Raw genomic sequence first — 17,073 nt, forward strand, 5'->3', positions numbered from 1 at the left:
CTAAGGCCCCGAGGGGCTTTGTTGTGCTCGCGATGTTCGATTAGTGCAAACTCGCCGTATCAAACTCGATCGACCTGACTGGCAATCAACCGCTTGGCGGAAGAAACGGTGTTTCCACACACTCTTATATGGACACCGCCCGGTTGCCAAGTTGATTCTGCTGTGATGCCTAACGAGGTATCGGCTGCGGTCTTATATTCGGCTTTACGCAAGCCGAGGCCGCGAGCCCTGATGGAATTCGCCAGGAACGTCCTCATCTGGGTCGCGTGCTTCAGACACAGGAGTGTGTTCAGGTTTGCGTTCCTGCGGTCCGACCTGTTTTGCCATCACATGGAGTCAACCTTAGCAACCTACCAGTTCCTCAACGCTCAACAATTGCCTGTGCTGCTACGCAGGCCTCACACTTATGTGCCCCACTTCGTAAGCACTGTCGTGGGCCAGAATCGCCCATGCAGTTCGCGCCATCTTGTTTGCTAACGCGACTGCTGCCACGTTCGCAGGGCGTCGTTCCCGCAGTCCTTTTAGCCACGCGCTTGGTAGTTTCGCGTGGTACATGACCGAGCGCGCTCCGTGTATCAATAACGTACGCAGATATGGATCCCCGCGCCGCGAAATGGATCCCAGTCGAACTTTGCCACCTGTACCGTTTTGCCGGGGGACCAGACCGAGGAAAGCCGCGAATTCGCGTCCAGACTTGAACGTCTTGGCATCGCCGATTGTTGCGACCAGGGCTGTCGCGGTGAGTCGTCCGACGCCCGGTACCTCTGCTATCGCACGACAGGCTGCTTCCTGTTTCTGCCACGCGCCGATGCGTTTCTCGAGAAGTTCGATATCGGCCTCAATCCCGTCGATGCGTCGCAACTGATCGTGCAAATTCGCGGATATTATTTTGGGTAGCACGTCTCCAAGCTCAACCATACGCTGCCGGATTTCGGCCAGCCCCGCAACTCGACCAGCGCGGAACGACGCGCCGAACTCATACAGCAGCCCCCGGAGCTGATTTACCTGCATGGTCCGGAACTTGACTAGCAATGAACGCATGCGATGCAGACTCAGCATGGCTTGCTGATCCTCCGTCTTGGCTGCAACCGTACGCATTCCTGGCTGCTGTACTGCCGTCCAGATCGCACGAGCGTCCGCAGCGTCGGTCTTGTTTGTTTGAACAAATGGCCGGATAAACTGGGCGTGTAACAGAACCACCTCGTGCCCGAGCGACTGGATCTTGCGCGCCCACCAGTGCGAGCTTCCGCATGCTTCGAGGGCAACGCGACCAGCGGGACGCTGCGCGAGGAACGAAATCAGATCATCCCGGCCAAATCTCCGGTTCACAACCTCTCCAGTGCTGGCGTCAACCCAGTACATCTGGAACACGCGCTTGGCAATGTCGAGTCCATATGTCGTCGCATTCATTTCGGGCCTCCGTTCCACAAGTGGTTGTCTCGAAACTCCACTGTGGCACATTGATGCCGTCCAGTTCTGGAGGCCTCCTTCGCATCAGGCCTTCTTCCCCGGAGGGAGGGCGGTGTCCATCCCATCTGGGTCGCGTGGCGACCGTCACTTCGATCGAAACGAATGCTCTAAGTCTGAAGCTCGCAAGGGGAATTGCACTCCGGTCAGCGTTTCGCACACTTGCCAGAGGCGTCGCGCAGCTTCCGCATTCTGTGCCTTCGGTACAATAGCGGCATGGCCGACACGGTTGCCGCGCATCTCCATCAAACCGGTCGGACCGTAATAGCCACCGTCAGCCACGTCGGGCGACGTCGCCGCATACAGCGTCGGTAATGCGCCCGCGTCATCGCTGTTGAGCAGTGCGCCGATCATATGGCTTGCCGCGGCGCGCACCGCAGTATCCAATGTTGATCGCTCGCCGGCACGGAACAGATTGGTGTTCGCCACACCGGGATGGGCGGCGATCGACATCACACGCGAGCCGCCCGCGCGCAAGCGCCGGTCGAGTTCGAGTGCAAACATCAGATCGGCGAGCTTCGATTGCTGATAGGACTGCATCGGTGAATAGTGTCGTGTGGACTGCAGATCGTCGAAGTTCAGACGTCCCCGTTTGTGGGCGATAGATGCAATCGTCACCACGCGCGGACGCCCAGCCCACATCGCCCTTTCCAGTAGCGGCATCAGCAAGCCTGTCAGGGCAAAATGCTTGAGGACGTTGGTGCCGAATTGAAGTTGAAAACCATCTGCAGTTTCAAGCCTCCTCGGTGGCGCCATCACACCTGCGTTGTTGATAAGGGTATGAAGAGGGCGTAGTTCCGCGAGCTCACGGTGCGCAAACTCCCGTACCGATGCAAGAGACGCAAGATCCAGGACGACCAGTTCGGCGCTGGCGCCGGGCGCCTCGACCCTCAGACGGGCAATCGCTGCTCCTGCGCGACGTGGATCGCGGCATGCCATGATCACATGCGCTCCCTTTCGCGCGAGCCCTAACGTGGCGTGATATCCAATTCCGCTGTTTGCTCCGGTGATCAGAATCCGTTTGCCGTCCAGAGACGAGATGTCTGCCGACTTCCAGGTTTCATTCATATAGGCTCTGCATGGTGAAGTCTTCGTCAGGAAACAAGCGTACGACCGCCACGAGCCGCCCACCCGGCAGACAGCAGGTAAAAACAGATGCAACTCCCGACAGTCGCTACGAATCGGCTTTACCTGAAGCGTTGCGACAACTATATACAAGCTGGAAGGTGAGGCAGCGCCGCACGGCGCAATTCGCTGCGCAAACATTGACGCCGGAAGATGGAGTCCATAAAAGCGATTCGTACACGGGTTTGGCGAAGGCGGGGGGCGAAGCGATTGATGAAGTTACAACGTGTTGCCTACAGGCTTGAGTGAGGTCGTAAGCCGGCTTTGCGAGCGAATCTGACCGATCGGCGAGGGTCGTAGGGCGCGCCGCTGAAAACACAGGCTGACCGACTAGCAGTGCTTTAAATCCTCCGCATGGACTTTAATGGATCGAACCAAGACTGAAAGTCGGTTGCGGATCATCGCCGGTTGACGGTCGATATCATCGATGGTTGCGGACACGGGTTCAGGGTTTGTATCAGTGCCTTGGATGTTGCCGCTGCGAGATTCGTCTACGTGAAACGGCGCGACGTTTGTGAAACTTGCTGCGGCCTCACGTAGCTGCCAAAAGCGGCGCGAAACAATACTGAACGGGTGCTGTACAACCGATGACCACATCTTCGCCTAAGCCTGCTGGGCTTGACAACGATGCACGCGCCGAACTGCTCTGCTACCTAGTGGTTGGGCAACTCATGGCCCACGCACGCACGCACGAATGGCTACGCACAGATCACCTGGTCGAGTCGACACGTATCTGGCTTGCCAGCAACGGCGCGACGGCCAACTGGTCGGAACGGGTGCACTTGGCCTCGCTGTCAGAGAAAGTGGCAATCGACTTTGCAGGGCTGCCTCTTTTTGTCGACACTGCCTTCCTGGCAAAGCTCTTCACGGACGGCTGGCGACTGGACTACCGCTCCCCTGTGGTTCGTGGAATCCACGCGGCCTGCGAGGGCGAGCTAAGGGGGCATGCCTAAAGTATTCTCGGTGCCTGCCGAAAATCAGCCATGGACAACGACGATCACCTGCGCCCGGGTCATCCGCTCTACGAAGAAGCGATGGCCCTCGAAATGACCGTGCGTACTTTGCGTCACGCGCGGGGCAAGAAAAATCCGGAAGATGTGCTCTATGGCTCAGCTGAGTGGGACGTCGTCAGCGAGGAATTTGTACGCGATCTGTATCGTGCCATGGGCGGCGATCCGGATCAGTTGCCTTAAGCGCTGGCTCTGATCCGTCGCTGGTCTCATCTGCGCCGTCGCGTTACGAAGCGCTCACGCACCCGCGGTACGGATAAGGTTTCCCGTGGCGGGAAAGGGGCCAATCAGTGTCGGTTTCTGTCTGCGGTCTGAACGGGAGGCTTATATGGCAGCTTCATCGGACGCTTCGGGACGGTCGCCGCCTCCGATGCTGAAACAAGCTGCTTGAGCGTGACAGCGTTGCCTGGATAGTGAGCCTCGATCCACGTTCTTACGTCCTCATCGCCCATCCAGCCCCTGACAAAACTCGCGGTCAGTGCAAGATAGTAAAGATCGTCGTTGAAGGCCGGCTTCAGGGAACGCCCCGTCAACTGCATACGGACGAGGCCGCTTTCAAGGCCGGACAACAGCCTGACGCGCTCAGAGTCGGACTGCCGGCCGCGCGGATCGTCCGCACGCTGCGATGCTGGTGTGGCCGCTAGTAGCGCGCGAGCAAAATCGCCGCTGCAGTTGTTTTGCCTGACCATCACCTGGGCCACGCTTGATTGCCGTGATGAAGCCATTCGGATAAGAGCAGCCACCGTGCGCTCAGGCAGGCGGAATCCAGCCAGTTGTCTGAGTGCCTCCGCGCACACGCCGGCCGGTACGACTTGCCCAACGGACGACTCTACTGCGCGGGCCACGAATCTTGCAAGGCGTGGTTTAGTCACGAAATCCATCCCCCAAGACGATCGCGAAGCTGTCGCGGCATTGTGAGGAACCCCTGACGTCTCAGCAGCGCCACGAACGCCTGATCAGACATGAGTTCGCGAAGCACGCTTTCCATGATGCACATCTCCGCGTGGACGGCTTCCATCTGTATTATGACGGCCTGTTGCCGCGCACGTTCGAGCATGAGAACTTTCCGCGCTGTGGCTTCGGGCGTGCATTTCCGGTTTGCGGGATAAGGGTCGCCGCAAACCGGCGCCGGAATCTGGCTACTGGCGGGAGCGACCTGCTGCTCTGAGCTGACTGGGTTCGCCTTTGCCATAGAGTCTACCTCGAGACCGGATTGAAACCCGGGGCAAACGCTTCGAGTGAAACGATGTCCGCCAGTGCGACCAGAGCTTTCAGGTCAGAATGCCGATAGGGTTCAAAATGCGATTGACCGTGTCGGAACACCACGGTGTATTCCCCGGCGCGGAGACTGCCGCGCGGCAGGACGTGGAAATCAAGTAACTCCGTACCGGCCCGTTCAATACGCCCAAAAACCAGAAAATCAATCGCAAAGCAGTCGGGCCAGCGGGCCGTCCAGTACGGTAAATGTCCCTGGATCAGCCACGGCCGGCGCACGACCAGTTGAATTCGTAACGCGTCATCGACGCACAGCATAGTGGTATGCTTTTCATAGCAAACGTCGTGTCCGAGCTCGCGCAGCATTGCAGTGGCGCTCTCCGCAACGCGTCGCTCCATATCTCGCTCGACAACCCGGTTTTCTGAGCGCTCAGGATCCAGGTTCGGGGCGTAGCCCACAACCTTGTACGCTGCGTTGAGACTGCCGAACTCGTGCGCAACCTGCTCCGCCGATGGGGCGCTCCTGTAATGCTTGAGTAACCTCTGATTGATCTTGCCTGTGCGGCTGATGACCTTGCGCATGCCGTCAATGATCTCGTCGCGCGTTGGTCTTCGCCGGACACCCGCCAGTTTGCTCCGAACGGCTGCAAAGATCGTCTTGTCGACCACAGGGGGAAATGCGTCTGGCACCTTTATCCATTCGTCCTCCGGGAGCTGCTGCCATGGGCTATCGAGCTTCGACGTCGTGCGGCTGTACACGTTGGTGCCGATGTACTTCTCGTTGTGCAGGATCTGCATGACGTTCCTGCCTTTCCAGGCGCGCCCAACGCCATTGACGATCCCAAAGTCGTTTAACCGCCTCGCAATGCCGGCTGCTGTGACCGGTTGCGTCGCATACCACTCGAACATCTTGCGGACCATTGCCGCTTCGCCCGAAGTATCCGGAACGACAATCACGCGGTCGGTCTGTACATTCTTGTACTCGTGGCTGCCAAGCGGCTGCCGGATATTCCCGCGAGCATCGACCAGCATGCGACGCAGGCCATACCCCGCGGGCCCCGCGGTATGAAATCCCCGCTGGGCGTTGAGACAGTGACCCAGAAAGATCTTGCGCGACATCTCGCGACTGAATTCTCCAGCCATCGCCCGCTTCATCGCTTTCAGTACCGATGAGAGGGGAGTGCCGTCGTTCTCGAAGGGTTCAGCGACATAGATAATGCGCACACCGGCGCGCCGACACGTGTTTTCGTAAAAAGCGCTCTCATCGACATCCTGAAACCGTCCCCAGCGGCTGACGTCATACACCAGTACGCTGGAAAACCGTCGTGCCGGATCCTCCACATCGAGCAGGAGCCTGATCAATGCTGGCCTGTCGCGCAACGTGAGGCCGCTGATGCCCGCATCTTCGTAGTCCCGCACAATGCGAATATTGTTCGCGACCGCATAGCGCGCAATCGCTTCACGCTGGAAGAGCGGAGAATATTCCTGATGATCGGTGGACATGCGGATGTACTGCGCCGCCCTTGGCGGCCCAGCGAGGTGAACACCAGGCTTCCGGGAGGAGGACATGGCAGCTCGACTAACGGTACCCTTCAGTGCTAGCCGTATTCCTCACGAAGTCAAGGCGGGCGACGGCCGTTTTTGCTGAAATAGGGCGACAGATTGCGTCGCGCCTGCCAACAGTCGGGCATCACCGTGGAATCACTTCGACGTCGCGCGTCCAGTCAAAATGATTAGTAATTCGCAAGGCTGCGAACGGTTATATTCCGCCTGCGACCTTGCGCTCCGTCCCCGAAAGCAGTCAAGGGGCCGTTGCGCTCATCGATCAGACCTTGAGCTGCCGACATAGCTCCTTCACATGCTGGCTAAAGCGGGCTATTGGACTGGCATACGCGTCGGGACGGTGTACGTGCCATCCATGACAGAATCGTCAGGCGATAATGAGCATGTTAAGGCGCCAATTCTCTCAGTGGCAGCAGCCGTTTCACTGCTAAGGCCCGCGTGCGCATTGGGAAGCTGCTTACCGAGGTTTGAGGACTGGAGTGCGGTCGGCGGTTTCATCTTTCCCAAATCAGCCCACGTCCCGACGCCCCTCGCGCTCTCGCTCTTTGAGTCAAACATTCCCCTATGCTTCTCAATTGTCTCGCGTTTCTCACAAGGAAAGTTCCATGCTAAAAATCCATCACCTCGGCCACTCACAATCGGAAAGGATTGTCTGGCTTTGTGAAGAACTCGGCGTTCCGTATGAGCTCGAGAAATATACGCGCGACGCGGTCACGCGACTGTCGCCCCCGGAACTGAAAGCGCTGCATCCGCTCGGCGCTGCGCCGCTCATCGAAGTCGACGGAGTCCTGCTCGCCGAATCAGCCGCCATCGTCGAATTCATCCTCGCCCGATATGGTCATGGCCGTTTGCAATATGGGTTGAACCATCCGGAGTTTGCTTCCTATCTCTACTGGTTCCACTTTGCCAACGGGAATCTCCAGCCCGTGATGGGTCGATCGATGATTGTGGGACGCTGCGGATTAGCGCCGGATGATCCGGTTCAGACGTCAGTCCAGGTGCGTTTGGACAAGGTGCTCGCGCTGATCGAAGAGCGGTTGACGCAGAACGACTATCTGGCAGGGAGCGAATTTACGGCAGCCGACATCATGAGCGTATTCTCGCTGACAACAATGCGCCTGTTCCATCCAGTCGATCTCAAGCCGTATCCCAGCATACTTGCCTATCTGCAGCGGATCGGAGGGCGGTCCGCTTATCAGCAGGCGATGGCGAAAGGAGATCCGGACTTGACTCCGATGTTGGCGTAACCCTGGTCGATACCGACTCGACGCGGCTTCGCGAGCAAAGCAATGCCGGCCGCGATGATCGACTGGCAAACTTCCGCGCTCGGCCACGAACGGACCTTGACACATGCATTTTCGCGGACGTTCGGACGTCGGCTTCGCCCCGGGCAACGGACCTTCATGATCCGACTAGTTTGTTGGGTGGTCGGCCATGCCGCGACTTGAGGAGCGTTACTTTTGTGCACGTCTGAACTGGGGACCGGGAAAACGACTCGGCTTCGGTGAAAAAGACAGGTTGCTTGCTCGGATATGACAAGGTTTTGGGAAAAGAGGCCCGCGACCGCCGTCAGGACGGACGTCCCGTTGCCTGGACGAATCATTGATCGTCAGGGCGCCGTTGAAAGGTGTCACCGATACCGAGGCCATGGCCCGGTTGCAGATCGAATCCCACCGCTTTAAGGAAGGCCTGTGTTTTTCTGACCATCGCCATCGTTGTTCCTCGTGTGGAAGTCTGGCCGGAGATGCCGCAATCAAGTCGTCCGCGTCACCGGGGCTCCGTCGCCGATCGGTATGCGGTCGGTCTCGTGTCGCCGGCATTCGGCGAGGGCTGCCTGTTCAGGCTCCGTGCGCCGTTGTTCGGCATAGCGGCGCTTACGGCATGGTAGATGGGCATTGAGACGAAAGGGCTTGCGCTCGAAACGCTCCTGTCCCGGGCGCAACTGGAGGCGACCGGACTTCCCGTGACCATCGGCGCCGTCCGCTGTATTGACGCTTACGCGGCCATCACGTGACGAGCGCGGCGACTCAGGTCAATTGCCAGGCTGGCCGCCTTCGCGGGGCGGTCCCGCTTGCTGTCGCTGCGCGTGCACCACGCGATCACGCTCAGCTTGCGCGGCGCTCGTCGCATCGGCCGGGTCATCACGCTGCCGCATCAGCCAGTAGACGCTCCCCAGTGCCACCAACGCAAATGCAAGCGCCGCGATCTGGGCGGGCGCACTTGCCGGATCGAGAATGATGAATTTCCGGGCGATAGCCAGCAGCGCAACAAGAAGCACCGTTTTGACCTGCACGATGTGATCGCGCCGCGCCATCACGCGTGTAATCGAATGTTTGAATTCCATAGCGATCAGCAGCGTCATGACCATGCCAAAGACGGTCTGATACACCGCGTGATCCAGCGGGTTCAGCGCATCCGAAACCAGCAATGAAATCACCGCGCGAATCAATTGCCAAAGTGACACGAGGATGATGATAGAAATCACCACACTCAGCACATGCGCGACAAGCTGCTCGAATCGTTCATAAAAGGTGAGCATGTCCCACTGCAGACGCAACGCATCGAGGTCCTTGCGCAGCCAGCTTTTCTTACTTTCCATGATTTGACTCCCGGACGGCCGTCGCTGCGCCGCGAACGCACCGAGCGCGTATGGATCGCACATGCATCGTGCACGGTTCATTCGACGGTCGACTAACGCACATGCTACGGTCCTTCGCGTTTGCGCGGCTTCTTTGCGGATAGCTGCCCAAAGCGGAACTGATATATCCAGTTATTGATAACAGAGGTTGAACTATCTTGCGCTTGTAATACAGTTCCTGTCATGTATTCGAAGAGGTACTCGGCCTGAAGCAGCAGGTTCATTCACTGTACCCCAACGAGCGCAATATGGAATTGCGCGATTTTGGCGGCGCCACAGGGATCGCATCACAGGATGCGCCGACCGGTCATCAACCGCTCATACGAGCTATAGCTTTGCGGCGCGCCGTCCCTCGATGCAGTCCGCAGAAGCGACGGATTATCCTAACATCAACGGATTAGCGACTAGACTTAAAGCATTGCTGGCGCATGCTCACGCAAGAGAAACGTATGCGCCATTAAGGCACGATCCGGACACGCGACCGAGGGAGGGAGACCGATGCCGAAGACCATTCGAACCGCTGAGCAGATTCACAACGAACTGCAGAACCACATGGCGAAACTCGCCGCTGACGTGCCGGGAGCTTCGCGCGTGCGCATACCGCTACCAGAGCGGCACCCGCCCGACGCATCCGGCCGCAACTGGAACGTAGTGCCGCTCAATGACCTCGGCGCAGATTACGCACATCATGTCCAGAAGGTAATCGAAGACATGCGCACCGAGTTCGTGCTTCCAGATTGACGCCTTAATACGAAAGCGGAGCGGCTCATGCGAACGCACGTGTTTGAACATCGAGGCCACGAGATCGTGGTACAGCCGGAGCAGAACGCATACGGCGCGTGGCAGGCGAAGGTGAGCGTGCGCCATGCCGATAGCCCCGTAGCCGAATTCCGTCCGGAGACGATTCAGCCGGAATGGCTTACGCAGGAGGAGGCAGTGCGCGACGGCATCGAGTGGGGCACGCGTTTTGTCGATCACAAACTGGAAGAGTCGCACGACCCAATGTGATGGAACCATGAGCGGAAAGCGAATATACCCAGCAGTATCGCGAAAGACGCCCCCTACAATGCGCTTGCGGTGCACGAATACGGCCGACAGCCGTTATCTCGGCGCGGCCGCCTACTTGTGAAGCGCGTGAAACGAAAGAAACTCCCACATCCTCAAAGGCGGATAGCATGTTCATGGTCAGGATCTATGGGCCCATGCGCAGCGCAAACGGCTACGCGATACGGGACTTTCTGCATCGCAGCGACATACCGTTCGAATGGATCGAACTGCGCAGCGATAAAGAAGCGGAGGAACTGGCGCACGTGCAGCATCTTTCCGATTCGCGCTTGCCGGTCTGCGTCTTCCACGACGGCACGCGGCTCGAATGTCCCACCATCCAGCAAATCACCGAGAAGCTCGGTTGGTTTGCGAGTCCATCCCGTGAGGCCTACGATCTCGCGATTTACGGCGCGGGACCGGCGGGATTGAGCGCGGCGGTATACGGTGCATCGGAGGGACTGCATACCGTCCTGGTGGAGCGTTGGGCACTGGGCGGCCAGGCAGGCAGCAGTTCGAGAATCGAGAACTACCTGGGCTTTCCACAGGGCGTGAGCGGGGCGGAGCTCGCTGAACTGGCACGCGTCCAGGCCATCAAGTTCGGCGCCGAAATCCTGCTGGCGCGCGCCGGCGTGCACGCGGAGTTTCCGCCAGGCCGTGGCATCGTGTATCTCGAAGACGGCACACGTATCACGGCGCGCACGTCTATCTGCGCGACCGGCGTGGCATATCGCACGCTAGGCCTGATGGGTGAAGAGCGCTATCTCGGCGCGGGCCTTTATTACGGCGCCGGCGCGAGTGAGGCTGAGCTGATCCATGACGAAGACGTATATGTGGTGGGCGGCGGCAATTCGGCGGGACAGGCCGCCATGCATTTTTCGCAGACCGCCAAGCGCGTCTATATTCTCGTGCGTGACGCATCGCTTAAGAACACGCTGTCCCACTACCTGCTGGATCGCATCACGTCGACGCCGAACATTGAAGTGTGCACGTGCACCGAAGTTACCGCGCTTGCAGGCAGTGACGTATTGCAGGAGATCACGCTGACCGATGTGCGCACCGGCCGGCAAAGCACGGCAAAGACTAATTGGCTATTCGTCTGCATTGGTGGCGTGCCGCAGACCGAATGGGCGCAGGACGTCGGCATTGTCCGCGATGAAGGCGGCTATCTCGTGACCGGTCCCGACCTGCAGGAATATCGGGCGAACCTGAACTGGCCGCTCGAACGCGCGCCGCTGCATCTGGAAACATGTGTGCCCGGCGTATTCGCGGCAGGCGACGTGCGTCACGCGTCGATCAAGCGCGTGGCGTCGGCGGTCGGCGAGGGAGCGATGGCTGTGGCGCTGGTGCATCGCTATCTGAATAGCGCCTAAGCGTAAGCACAACCTTGGTGCGCACGTCTGTGCGCACCTGCCCGAGGAGTACGATCATGACCCCTGGTTGCATGCACCTGGGCGAGGCCCGCATTCTCCACACGTCCGTCGACTATTGCGAGGAGTGCGTGAGGCTTGGCCAGCCGTGGGTACATTTGAGGCTTTGTCTTTCGTGCGGACACGTCGGCTGTTGCGATTCATCGCCCAACCGGCATGCAAGCAGGCATTTTCACGCGACCGGCCATCCGCTGGTACGTTCAATCGAACCCGGCGAAACGTGGATCTGGTGCTATCGCGACGAGATCATCGCAGGTGAACTCGAATCGTAACGCCGACGCCGCCCGCACGTGCGAGCGGCGTCGCGTTCCTGAGCATGCCAGAGTCACGCATGCGCCGGTGCCGGCTTCGACGCCTCACTGGGCGCTTCTGTGGGAGTGGCTCCTTTCTGCACACGCACAGCGTGCGTACCCGAGTCGTAGACCATTGTGACCTTGTCGCCGTCGCGCACGTCGCCTCGCAACAGCGCATCGGCGAGTTGCGATTCCACTTCAAGACGGATCTTGCGCTTAAGCATCCGCGCGCCGAATTCGGGGTCATAGCCGATCTGCGCAAGGTGATCGCGCAAGCCATCGTCGAATGACAGATCGATGCCCTGGGCCAACGCCGTGCGTCGTACGCGCGCAAGCTGCAGATCGACGATGCTGCGAATCTGCTCCTTGCCGAGCGCATGAAACACAACCACTTCGTCGACGCGATTGAGAAACTCCGGCCTGAAATGATGCCGCAGGATTTGCATCAACCGGTCGCGCAGCTCCGAATAGTCGAGTTGCTTCGAGTCGGCCTTCATATTGTCCTGGATCAACTGTGAGCCGACGTTGCTGGTCGCGATGATGATCGTGTTGGTGAAATCGACCAGACGTCCTTTGCCGTCGGTGAGCCGCCCTTCGTCGAACAGTTGCAGCAGGAGGTTGTGCACCTCCGAGTTCGCCTTTTCGATTTCGTCGAGCAGCACCACGCAATATGGCCTGCGCCGCACGCGCTCGGTGAGTTGCCCGCCTTCCTCGTAGCCGACATATCCGGGTGGCGCGCCAACTAGCCGTGCCACCGTGTGGCGCTCGGAATACTCGCTCATGTCGATACGCACTAGCGCGCTCTCGTCACCGAACACCGATGCGGCAAGCGCCTTCGCGAGTTCGGTTTTGCCCACGCCTGTGGGCCCAAGAAAGAGGAAGCTCGCTGTCGGCTTGCCGGCCTCGGTCAAACCGGCGCGCGAAAGCCGCACTGCTTTGGCGACCGCGGAGATGGCTTCATCCTGGCCGACCACGCGCTCCTTCAGGCGGTCTTCCAGTCGCAACAGCTTTTCACGGTCCTCAGCCGTGAGTTCAGATAACGGTACGCCCGTGAGCGACGAAACGATCTGCGCAATGTCTTCCGCCGTCACTTCCTGCGAACTGGTGCCGCGTTCCTTCTTCCATGATTCAGTGGCTTGATGCAGGCGTTTTTGTTCCGCGACGAGCTGTTCTTCCAGTTCCTTGGCTTTATCGAATTCCTTGGCAGCGCTGGCCGCGTCCTGTTCCTGCTTGATGCGGCGGATGCTCGCCTCCACATCGTGCAATGGCTGCGGACGCGAATTCGACGAAATGCGCACGCGGGCGGCGGCCTGGTCGAGCAAATCGATTGCCTTGTCTGGTAAAAAGCGTGCGGCAATGTAGCGGTCCGAGAGCTTTGCCGCGGCAGCGATCGCCTCTTCGGTGATTTTCACCTTGTGATGCGCTTCGAGCCGGTCGCGCAGGCCACGCAGAATCTCGATCGTTTCCTCGACGCTAGGCTCAGGCACAATGACGGGCTGAAAGCGCCGCTCCAATGCCGAGTCCTTTTCAATGTACTTCTGGTATTCATTCAACGTGGTCGCACCCACGAGGTGCAGCTCACCGCGAGCGAGCGCGGGCTTGAAGACATTGCCGATATCGAGGCCGCCTTCGCCGCCGCCCTTGCCGGCGCCGACAATCGTATGCAGTTCGTCGATAAAGACAACCAGACGGTCCTGGTTCTGGACGATCTCATCCAGCACCTTCTTGACGCGCTCCTCGAACTCGCCACGATACTTCGCGCCTGCCACGACGCTATTGATATTCAGTTCGACCACGCGCTTGCCGCGTAGCACTTCGGGCACCTGGTCCTGAGCAATGCGTTGGGCGAGGCCTTCCACGATAGCGGTCTTACCCACACCGGGCTCGCCGATCAGCACCGGATTGTTTTTGCGCCGCCGCGCGAGCACTTCAATTGTGGTTTCGATTTCCTTGTCACGGCCGATTACCGGATCGAGCTTGCCTTGACGCGCAAGCGCGCTGAGATCGCGCGCGTACTTGTCGAGCGTGGGCGTGGTGGAGCGGTCTTCCATCTTGCCGTCTTCGGCGCCCTTGCCGACCACCTTGACTGCTTTTTGCCGCAGCGATGGCGACGACAGCCCGAGCTTCCGCAGCAATTCACCTGCAAAGCCGTCTTCTTCCTCCACGAGTCCAATCAGAATGTGTTCTGGTCCGACATAGCTGTGACCCAGTTCCAGTGACGACTTCAACGCATTTTCCAGCGTACTTTTAGCGCGTGGCGACACACCGATCTGCTCGTTGTCGCCCGGCTCCTTGCGGGTGCCGCGCGGCGCGGTCTGGTCGATGGTCTTCTTGATCTCTTCGGCATCAAGCTTGAATTCGCGCAGGATTTCCTGCACCACATTGTTATCGGCGAGCGCCAGCAACAGGTGTTCCGTATCGACTTCGTTCTTGCCATATTCGACCGCTGCTTGCGCCGCGGCTTGCAGGCGGTCCAGACCGCTCTGGCTCAGGTACGTCTGCAGGTCCACCGCTTCACGCGCCCGGCGATGCCGGCGTGTCCGGCCGCCTGGGTGCACGCCCGCTGAATCGCCCATTTGCCCGCTACCGGCGCCTGTGCCCTGATCCGCTCCGCCGGATTGTCCGGGCGCGCGTCCGATGCGTGACCGGCTACTGCGGCCGCCTTCCATCTGTGGCCACATGTCGTCGAACAGACTGTCGAAAAGTCCGCCGTGAAAGAGTGACTCTAGCGGCGACAGGCGGCTCTGATTGCGCGCCATGAACTCCATGTAGTGCTCATCGCACAGCATCAGCTGACGGCGCTGACCGTTTTCGGTGATCGTGATCTGCGAGGTTGCGGGCTTTCCACAAACACTGCACTCGGCCATGATGATCTCCTTTCGTCCGTGAGGGCATCGCTTCCCGGGCGGGTAATGGGTGTGTGGAAAACATCTGTTCCGCTGCTTATTCCGGTGCCGCCTTGTTTGCGCGCTGGGCTCGCGCTGCACTCGAAACGAGGTAATCCAGTGGACGGCACGTCGACCGATCCGCTGTTCGCGCGGCACCCAGTTCCTCTAGCCGTGCGCAGGAACGCCTTGGCCTGCTCGAGGCAGCACCCCCGTGTCACCACGCGTTGGGCAACTGGTTCAGTGCGGTTTGTGTTATTTGATCTCGATGCGCCGCTTCGCTGCCGGTTCCCCGGCCGCTTTGGGGACGCGCAGCGTCAGCACGCCGTTTTCAAATCTGGCCTCTGCCCGATCGAGATCGACGCCCGCGGGCAGGGGGACCGCACGCTGAAAGTGTCCAAACGATCGCTCGACCCGATAGCATCCCTGTTCTTCGCTCGTCGATTCGACGCGCTTTTCGCCGCTGATGATCAGCATGTCTTCAATCACTTCGAGCTCGACGTCGTCGCGGGTCATGCCCGGCAATTCGGCGACAATGCGCAGTGCGTCGCCTTCGTCGGTAACGTCGATCCGCGGTTGAAACTCGCTGGCACTGAAGTCGCCGAACCAGCTCCCGAGCGGTCCACGACCGCCGAACGGATCACGGATCAATTCGGCAAACAGATGAATCGGATCGGGCAGCGGCCAGCTGGCAGGCGCAAGTGCTACCGGCGCAGCAGCGGTTGCCGTCGGTGCCCCGTTACCCGTTTGCGTGCCGCCAGTTTGTTGCCCATTTTGCAGCGCGCTTTGCTGACTGGTGCGCGGCGCAGCGGCGTGGCCCGATGCGTTTTTTTGCGCTGGGTGCGAGCGCAAAAACCGGAACGGATTCCATTTGTCGAGATCGAGAGGCATGTGATTCTCCTTACGTGAGGTACGCCAGTGCCAGACTTGAGGCTGAACCACTGGAGATGACGGGCAGTCCATCCGACCTCCGGATGCGAAGGGCGCGGCCGGCGCGCATCGTCCGCGGGCCCCACGAATGCGGACGCGGGGCTGGCCGCGGGCTTGACCTTGTGACCCACAAGCGCCTGTGAGCACTGCATTTACGGATGCAATGGCGCGTGTGGCTCGACGGTCAGGCCGTCAGGGTGCCAGGCACGCGCGGTGATGCCGAGTACGAACAGCAGCGCGCCCGTGAACAACGCATACACGCCGATCAGCCAGACGAGCGCTAATGCGCCCGCGCCCGGAAAGAGCAGCACGAGGATGCCGAACAGCACGGATAGCACTCCCGTTAGCATCAGCATCCACGCATTGCGCAGGCGCCTATGCAGCCGCGTTGCTGCGATCAGATCGAATATGCCGGTGACAATCGCGTTTGCGCCGATGACGGCGACCAGCACGAGCGCGGTAATGCCCGGCACCAACGCGGCTATCACACCGGCGCCGATGCTGCAGATGCCGAGCAGCAAGGGCACCCACCAGCCGCCGTGCACCGCGCGGTAGCGGATGGCCGCGACAATCGCGACAATGCCGCTGACGATTGCATAGGCGCTAAAGAGAGTGATGAGCAGTAGCAGAGTGAGACCGGGCCAGAATAGCGCCAGAGTGCCGAATAGCAGCGCTACCGTGCCACGCAGAATGAGCATCCACCAAGCGCGTCCAAGCAGTTCATCCATGTGGGACTCCACGCTGTACCGTCAGGTGATGAACTTCATTTTAGGCTCCGCGTATCTGCATTTCTTTCGCGTTTCTGCCGTGCGTTTCGCAATTCTGCCTTCATTCATTAGGCATGCTGAATGGCATCGAGATTGGCATCCCGGATGCATCACAATAAGCCGCTCCGTCTCCGCATTTTTATAGCGGCTTGCCGTGAGGCGTTCTAACATGAACTTATGCCGCGCACGGTCTGACATTAGCGTGATCATTGTCGGCCCGCTGTCGCACCGCCAACACCATCACGAAGGGGATGTGATGAAAACGAATCTGCTTGTATGGCTGCTCGCGTCGTCGCTCGGACTCCCGCTAGACGCGCACGCCCAGGTGGCCGGCGCCCAGCCGCTTGGAGTCAGCATAGAAGAGTCGGCCGCGATCGTGGCAGGCTGGAGCGTGAGAAAGTCGGTCATGGACAAGTCCGTCTTCAACGAGAAGGGTGAGCGCGTCGGCGTCATTCATGACATTATCGTGGCACCGGACCGGTCGGTGTCGTTTGCAATCGTCGCCGCAAACCAGTTTCTGGGGGTGTCGCATCACGACGTGGCCATTCCGATCGAGCAGCTCGATTTCAAGAATGGCAAACTGGTGCTTGCCGGTGCGACGAAAGATGCGATCAAGGCGCTGCCCGAGTTTCAATACGCGAAGGTACGCGCGACACCTATGGCAAGGTCCGACTACGGCGGGCATCACTGACATAGGTCTCGCATC

At 59.6% G+C, this 17,073-nt stretch carries 17 protein-coding genes; 8 read left to right on the forward strand and 9 right to left on the reverse strand.

Annotated elements, in window-relative coordinates; all coding sequences use genetic code 11:
• Positions 1–387: 387 nt before the first annotated feature.
• Positions 388–1,410, reverse strand: a complete 1,023-nt coding sequence (locus FQ705_RS03880; RefSeq protein ID WP_144138101.1) for an IS110 family transposase — start codon at positions 1,408–1,410, stop codon at positions 388–390.
• A gap of 144 nt (positions 1,411–1,554) precedes the next feature.
• Positions 1,555–2,535: an SDR family oxidoreductase gene (locus tag FQ705_RS03885; RefSeq protein WP_144138102.1), complete on the reverse strand. Its 981-nt coding sequence runs from the start codon at positions 2,533–2,535 to the stop codon at positions 1,555–1,557.
• Between the two features lie 644 nt (positions 2,536–3,179).
• On the opposite strand from FQ705_RS03885, the gene FQ705_RS03890 reads away from it, so the two are divergent.
• The gene (locus tag FQ705_RS03890; RefSeq protein WP_144138103.1) at positions 3,180–3,545 is read left to right on the forward strand and encodes a hypothetical protein; all 366 of its coding nucleotides are present in this window, start codon (positions 3,180–3,182) and stop codon (positions 3,543–3,545) included.
• A 30-nt stretch (positions 3,546–3,575) separates the two neighbouring features.
• Complete coding sequence (locus tag FQ705_RS03895; protein ID WP_144138104.1) at positions 3,576–3,785, forward strand: hypothetical protein; 210 nt, start codon at positions 3,576–3,578, stop codon at positions 3,783–3,785.
• A gap of 104 nt (positions 3,786–3,889) precedes the next feature.
• On the opposite strand, the gene FQ705_RS03900 is transcribed toward FQ705_RS03895, so the two are convergent.
• The 3 genes from FQ705_RS03900 to FQ705_RS03910 form a co-directional block, all read right to left on the reverse strand.
• Positions 3,890–4,345, reverse strand: a complete 456-nt coding sequence (locus FQ705_RS03900) for a hypothetical protein (protein WP_144138105.1) — start codon at positions 4,343–4,345, stop codon at positions 3,890–3,892.
• A gap of 125 nt (positions 4,346–4,470) precedes the next feature.
• Positions 4,471–4,794: a hypothetical protein gene (locus FQ705_RS03905; protein ID WP_144138106.1), complete on the reverse strand. Its 324-nt coding sequence runs from the start codon at positions 4,792–4,794 to the stop codon at positions 4,471–4,473.
• A 5-nt stretch (positions 4,795–4,799) separates the two neighbouring features.
• The gene (locus FQ705_RS03910; protein ID WP_260854380.1) at positions 4,800–6,386 is read right to left on the reverse strand and encodes a recombinase family protein; all 1,587 of its coding nucleotides are present in this window, start codon (positions 6,384–6,386) and stop codon (positions 4,800–4,802) included.
• 599 nt (positions 6,387–6,985) lie between these two features.
• On the opposite strand from FQ705_RS03910, the gene FQ705_RS03915 reads away from it, so the two are divergent.
• The gene (locus FQ705_RS03915) at positions 6,986–7,627 is read left to right on the forward strand and encodes a glutathione S-transferase family protein (protein ID WP_144138108.1); all 642 of its coding nucleotides are present in this window, start codon (positions 6,986–6,988) and stop codon (positions 7,625–7,627) included.
• A 785-nt stretch (positions 7,628–8,412) separates the two neighbouring features.
• Here the strand turns inward: FQ705_RS03915 and FQ705_RS03920 are convergent.
• The gene (locus FQ705_RS03920; RefSeq protein WP_144138109.1) at positions 8,413–8,979 is read right to left on the reverse strand and encodes a phosphate-starvation-inducible PsiE family protein; all 567 of its coding nucleotides are present in this window, start codon (positions 8,977–8,979) and stop codon (positions 8,413–8,415) included.
• A 537-nt stretch (positions 8,980–9,516) separates the two neighbouring features.
• Here FQ705_RS03920 and FQ705_RS03925 point away from each other — a divergent pair.
• From FQ705_RS03925 to FQ705_RS03940, 4 genes are all read left to right on the forward strand, one after another.
• The gene (locus tag FQ705_RS03925) at positions 9,517–9,759 is read left to right on the forward strand and encodes a hypothetical protein (protein ID WP_144138110.1); all 243 of its coding nucleotides are present in this window, start codon (positions 9,517–9,519) and stop codon (positions 9,757–9,759) included.
• 27 nt (positions 9,760–9,786) lie between these two features.
• Complete coding sequence (locus tag FQ705_RS03930; protein WP_144138111.1) at positions 9,787–10,026, forward strand: DUF6566 family protein; 240 nt, start codon at positions 9,787–9,789, stop codon at positions 10,024–10,026.
• A 194-nt stretch (positions 10,027–10,220) separates the two neighbouring features.
• Positions 10,221–11,435, forward strand: a complete 1,215-nt coding sequence (locus FQ705_RS03935; protein WP_260854381.1) for an NAD(P)/FAD-dependent oxidoreductase — start codon at positions 10,221–10,223, stop codon at positions 11,433–11,435.
• Positions 11,436–11,491: 56 nt separating this feature from the next.
• A complete protein-coding gene (locus FQ705_RS03940; RefSeq protein WP_144138113.1) occupies positions 11,492–11,764 on the forward strand; it encodes a UBP-type zinc finger domain-containing protein in 273 nt (90 codons plus the stop codon).
• A gap of 53 nt (positions 11,765–11,817) precedes the next feature.
• Here FQ705_RS03940 and FQ705_RS03945 read toward each other — a convergent pair whose 3' ends face one another.
• The 3 genes from FQ705_RS03945 to FQ705_RS03955 all read right to left on the reverse strand — a co-directional run bounded on the left by FQ705_RS03945 (position 11,818) and on the right by FQ705_RS03955 (position 16,328).
• Positions 11,818–14,652: an ATP-dependent Clp protease ATP-binding subunit gene (locus FQ705_RS03945; RefSeq protein ID WP_144138114.1), complete on the reverse strand. Its 2,835-nt coding sequence runs from the start codon at positions 14,650–14,652 to the stop codon at positions 11,818–11,820.
• A gap of 273 nt (positions 14,653–14,925) precedes the next feature.
• Positions 14,926–15,561 carry an Hsp20/alpha crystallin family protein gene (locus tag FQ705_RS03950; protein ID WP_144138115.1) on the reverse strand — a complete coding sequence of 212 codons (636 nt, stop codon included), beginning with the start codon at positions 15,559–15,561 and terminating at the stop codon, positions 14,926–14,928.
• A 191-nt stretch (positions 15,562–15,752) separates the two neighbouring features.
• A complete protein-coding gene (locus FQ705_RS03955) occupies positions 15,753–16,328 on the reverse strand; it encodes an HdeD family acid-resistance protein (protein ID WP_144138116.1) in 576 nt (191 codons plus the stop codon).
• A gap of 295 nt (positions 16,329–16,623) precedes the next feature.
• Here FQ705_RS03955 and FQ705_RS03960 point away from each other — a divergent pair, with 295 nt between their 5' ends.
• Positions 16,624–17,058, forward strand: coding sequence for a PRC-barrel domain-containing protein (locus tag FQ705_RS03960; protein WP_144138218.1), 435 nt, complete (start codon positions 16,624–16,626; stop codon positions 17,056–17,058).
• The last annotated feature ends 15 nt before the right edge of the window (positions 17,059–17,073 follow it).

Source organism: Paraburkholderia sp. BCC1884 (genome assembly GCF_900996225.1).
Lineage (GTDB): Bacteria > Pseudomonadota > Gammaproteobacteria > Burkholderiales > Burkholderiaceae > Paraburkholderia.

Excerpts from the sequence above, each read along its gene's own strand:
- FQ705_RS03910 (WP_260854380.1), bottom strand. The coding sequence starts at position 6,386 with ATGTCCTCCTCCCGGAAGCCTGGTGTTCACCTCGCTGGGCCGCCAAGG.
- FQ705_RS03920 (WP_144138109.1), bottom strand. The coding sequence starts at position 8,979 with ATGGAAAGTAAGAAAAGCTGGCTGCGCAAGGACCTCGATGCGTTGCGT.
- FQ705_RS03935 (WP_260854381.1), top strand. The coding sequence starts at position 10,221 with ATGCGCAGCGCAAACGGCTACGCGATACGGGACTTTCTGCATCGCAGC.
- FQ705_RS03895 (WP_144138104.1), top strand. The coding sequence starts at position 3,576 with ATGGACAACGACGATCACCTGCGCCCGGGTCATCCGCTCTACGAAGAA.
- FQ705_RS03880 (WP_144138101.1), bottom strand. The coding sequence starts at position 1,410 with ATGAATGCGACGACATATGGACTCGACATTGCCAAGCGCGTGTTCCAG.
- FQ705_RS03955 (WP_144138116.1), bottom strand. The coding sequence starts at position 16,328 with ATGGATGAACTGCTTGGACGCGCTTGGTGGATGCTCATTCTGCGTGGC.
- FQ705_RS03950 (WP_144138115.1), bottom strand. The coding sequence starts at position 15,561 with ATGCCTCTCGATCTCGACAAATGGAATCCGTTCCGGTTTTTGCGCTCG.
- FQ705_RS03915 (WP_144138108.1), top strand. The coding sequence starts at position 6,986 with ATGCTAAAAATCCATCACCTCGGCCACTCACAATCGGAAAGGATTGTC.
- FQ705_RS03930 (WP_144138111.1), top strand. The coding sequence starts at position 9,787 with ATGCGAACGCACGTGTTTGAACATCGAGGCCACGAGATCGTGGTACAG.
- FQ705_RS03925 (WP_144138110.1), top strand. The coding sequence starts at position 9,517 with ATGCCGAAGACCATTCGAACCGCTGAGCAGATTCACAACGAACTGCAG.
- FQ705_RS03960 (WP_144138218.1), top strand. The coding sequence starts at position 16,624 with ATGAAAACGAATCTGCTTGTATGGCTGCTCGCGTCGTCGCTCGGACTC.
- FQ705_RS03905 (WP_144138106.1), bottom strand. The coding sequence starts at position 4,794 with ATGGCAAAGGCGAACCCAGTCAGCTCAGAGCAGCAGGTCGCTCCCGCC.
- FQ705_RS03885 (WP_144138102.1), bottom strand. The coding sequence starts at position 2,535 with ATGAATGAAACCTGGAAGTCGGCAGACATCTCGTCTCTGGACGGCAAA.
- FQ705_RS03940 (WP_144138113.1), top strand. The coding sequence starts at position 11,492 with ATGACCCCTGGTTGCATGCACCTGGGCGAGGCCCGCATTCTCCACACG.
- FQ705_RS03890 (WP_144138103.1), top strand. The coding sequence starts at position 3,180 with ATGACCACATCTTCGCCTAAGCCTGCTGGGCTTGACAACGATGCACGC.
- FQ705_RS03945 (WP_144138114.1), bottom strand. The coding sequence starts at position 14,652 with ATGGCCGAGTGCAGTGTTTGTGGAAAGCCCGCAACCTCGCAGATCACG.